At 55.0% G+C, this 2,613-nt stretch carries 2 rRNA genes; both read left to right on the top strand.

What is annotated here, in order from left to right:
• Nucleotides 1–2,358, top strand: a 23S ribosomal RNA gene (locus tag EAE90_RS23000); the annotation flags it as partial.
• A gap of 151 nt (nucleotides 2,359–2,509) precedes the next feature.
• Nucleotides 2,510–2,613 (top strand): 5S ribosomal RNA (gene rrf / locus EAE90_RS22995); the annotation flags it as partial.

Raw genomic sequence — 2,613 nt, 5'->3', positions numbered from 1 at the left:
GGGTGACTGCGTACCTTTTGTATAATGGGTCAGCGACTTATATTCTGTAGCAAGGTTAACCGGATAGGGGAGCCGCAGGGAAACCGAGTCTTAACTGGGCGAATGAGTTGCAGGGTATAGACCCGAAACCCGGTGAGCTAGCCATGGGCAGGTTGAAGGTTGGGTAACACTAACTGGAGGACCGAACCGACTAATGTTGAAAAATTAGCGGATGACCTGTGGCTGGGGGTGAAAGGCCAATCAAACCGGGAGATAGCTGGTTCTCCCCGAAAGCTATTTAGGTAGCGCCTCGTGAAGTCATCTTCGGGGGTAGAGCACTGTTTCGGCTAGGGGGCCATCCCGGCTTACCAACCCGATGCAAACTGCGAATACCGAAGAATGTAATCACGGGAGACACACGGCGGGTGCTAACGTCCGTCGTGAAGAGGGAAACAACCCAGACCGCCAGCTAAGGTCCCGAAGTCATGGTTAAGTGGGAAACGATGTGGGAAGGCCCAGACAGCCAGGATGTTGGCTTAGAAGCAGCCATCATTGAAAGAAAGCGTAATAGCTCACTGGTCGAGTCGGCCTGCGCGGAAGATGTAACGGGGCTAAACCATGCACCGAAGCTGCGGCAGCGACATGAAAGTGTTGCTGGGTAGGGGAGCGTTCTGTAAGCCGTTGAAGGCGGCGCTGTGAGGCCCGCTGGAGGTATCAGAAGTGCGAATGCTGACATAAGTAACGATAAAGCGGGTGAAAAACCCGCTCGCCGGAAGACCAAGGGTTCCTGTCCAACGTTAATCGGGGCAGGGTGAGTCGACCCCTAAGGCGAGGCCGAAGGGCGTAGCTGATGGGAAACAGGTTAATATTCCTGTACTGAATGTGACTGCGAAGGGGGGACGGAGAAGGCTAGGCCATCCGGGCGACGGTCGTCCCGGTTTAAGCGTGTAGGTGGGAGGAGCAGGCAAATCCGCTCTTCTTTAAACACTGAGGCGTGATGACGAGCTGCTACGGCAGTGAAGTGGCTGATGCCCGGCTTCCAGGAAAAGCCTCTAAGCATCAGGTCATATTGAATCGTACCCCAAACCGACACAGGTGGTCAGGTAGAGAATACTCAGGCGCTTGAGAGAACTCGGGTGAAGGAACTAGGCAAAATGGTGCCGTAACTTCGGGAGAAGGCACGCTGGCATTAGGTGAAGGAGTTTGCCTCCGGAGCCGAAGCCAGTCGCAGAGACCAGCTGGCTGCAACTGTTTATTAAAAACACAGCACTGTGCAAACACGTAAGTGGACGTATACGGTGTGACGCCTGCCCGGTGCTGGAAGGTTAATTGATGGGGTTAGCCGCAAGGCGAAGCTCTTGATCGAAGCCCCAGTAAACGGCGGCCGTAACTATAACGGTCCTAAGGTAGCGAAATTCCTTGTCGGGTAAGTTCCGACCTGCACGAATGGCGTAATGATGGCCAGGCTGTCTCCACCCGAGACTCAGTGAAATTGAACTCGCTGTGAAGATGCAGTGTCCCCGCGGCAAGACGGAAAGACCCCGTGAACCTTTACTATAGCTTGACACTGAACATGGAGCCTTGATGTGTAGGATAGGTGGGAGGCTGAGAAGTGTGGACGCCAGTCTGCATGGAGCCATCCTTGAAATACCACCCTTGAATGTTCGATGTTCTCACTTAAGCCCGTGATCCGGGCTGAGGACAGTGTCTGGCGGGTAGTTTGACTGGGGCGGTCTCCTCCCAAAGCGTAACGGAGGAGCACGAAGGTTGGCTAATCACGGTCGGACATCGTGAGGTTAGTGCAAAGGCATAAGCCAGCTTAACTGCGAGAGTGACGGTTCGAGCAGGTACGAAAGTAGGTCTTAGTGATCCGGTGGTTCTGCATGGAAGGGCCATCGCTCAACGGATAAAAGGTACTCCGGGGATAACAGGCTGATACCGCCCAAGAGTTCATATCGACGGCGGTGTTTGGCACCTCGATGTCGGCTCATCACATCCTGGGGCTGAAGTAGGTCCCAAGGGTATGGCTGTTCGCCATTTAAAGTGGTACGCGAGCTGGGTTTAGAACGTCGTGAGACAGTTCGGTCCCTATCTGCCGTGGGCGCAGGAAGATTGAAAGGGGCTGCTCCTAGTACGAGAGGACCGGAGTGGACGCACCGCTGGTGTACGGGTTGTCATGCCAATGGCATAGCCCGGTAGCTAAGTGCGGGAGAGATAACCGCTGAAAGCATCTAAGCGGGAAACTTGCCTTGAGATGAGTCTTCCCCTGACTTTAGGTCACGGAAGGAACGTTTAAGACGAAGACGTGGATAGGCTGGGTGTGTAAGTGCAGCGATGCATTGAGCTGACCAGTACTAATGAACCGAGAGGCTTAACCTTACAACGCCGAAGGGGTTTTGGCGTGCAGACGACAGCGGGCGGAAGCCGGGTGTCGGGATGAGAGTAGAGAGACGAATTTCAGCTTGTTGAACAGATTGCTTCGGGTGGTTGTGGGCGGGTAGCCGCAACGGCCGGAAGGAAACCGAATATGCCTGGCGGCGATAGCGCGGCGGTCCCACCTGACCCCATGCCGAACTCAGCAGTGAAACGCCGTAGCGCCGATGGTAGTGTGGGGTCTCCCCATGTGAGAGTAGG

The sequence above is a fragment of the Photorhabdus caribbeanensis genome (genome assembly GCF_018448885.1).
Classification (GTDB): Bacteria; Pseudomonadota; Gammaproteobacteria; order Enterobacterales; family Enterobacteriaceae; genus Photorhabdus; species Photorhabdus caribbeanensis.
This window is presented reverse-complemented; position numbering and strand designations above follow the sequence as displayed.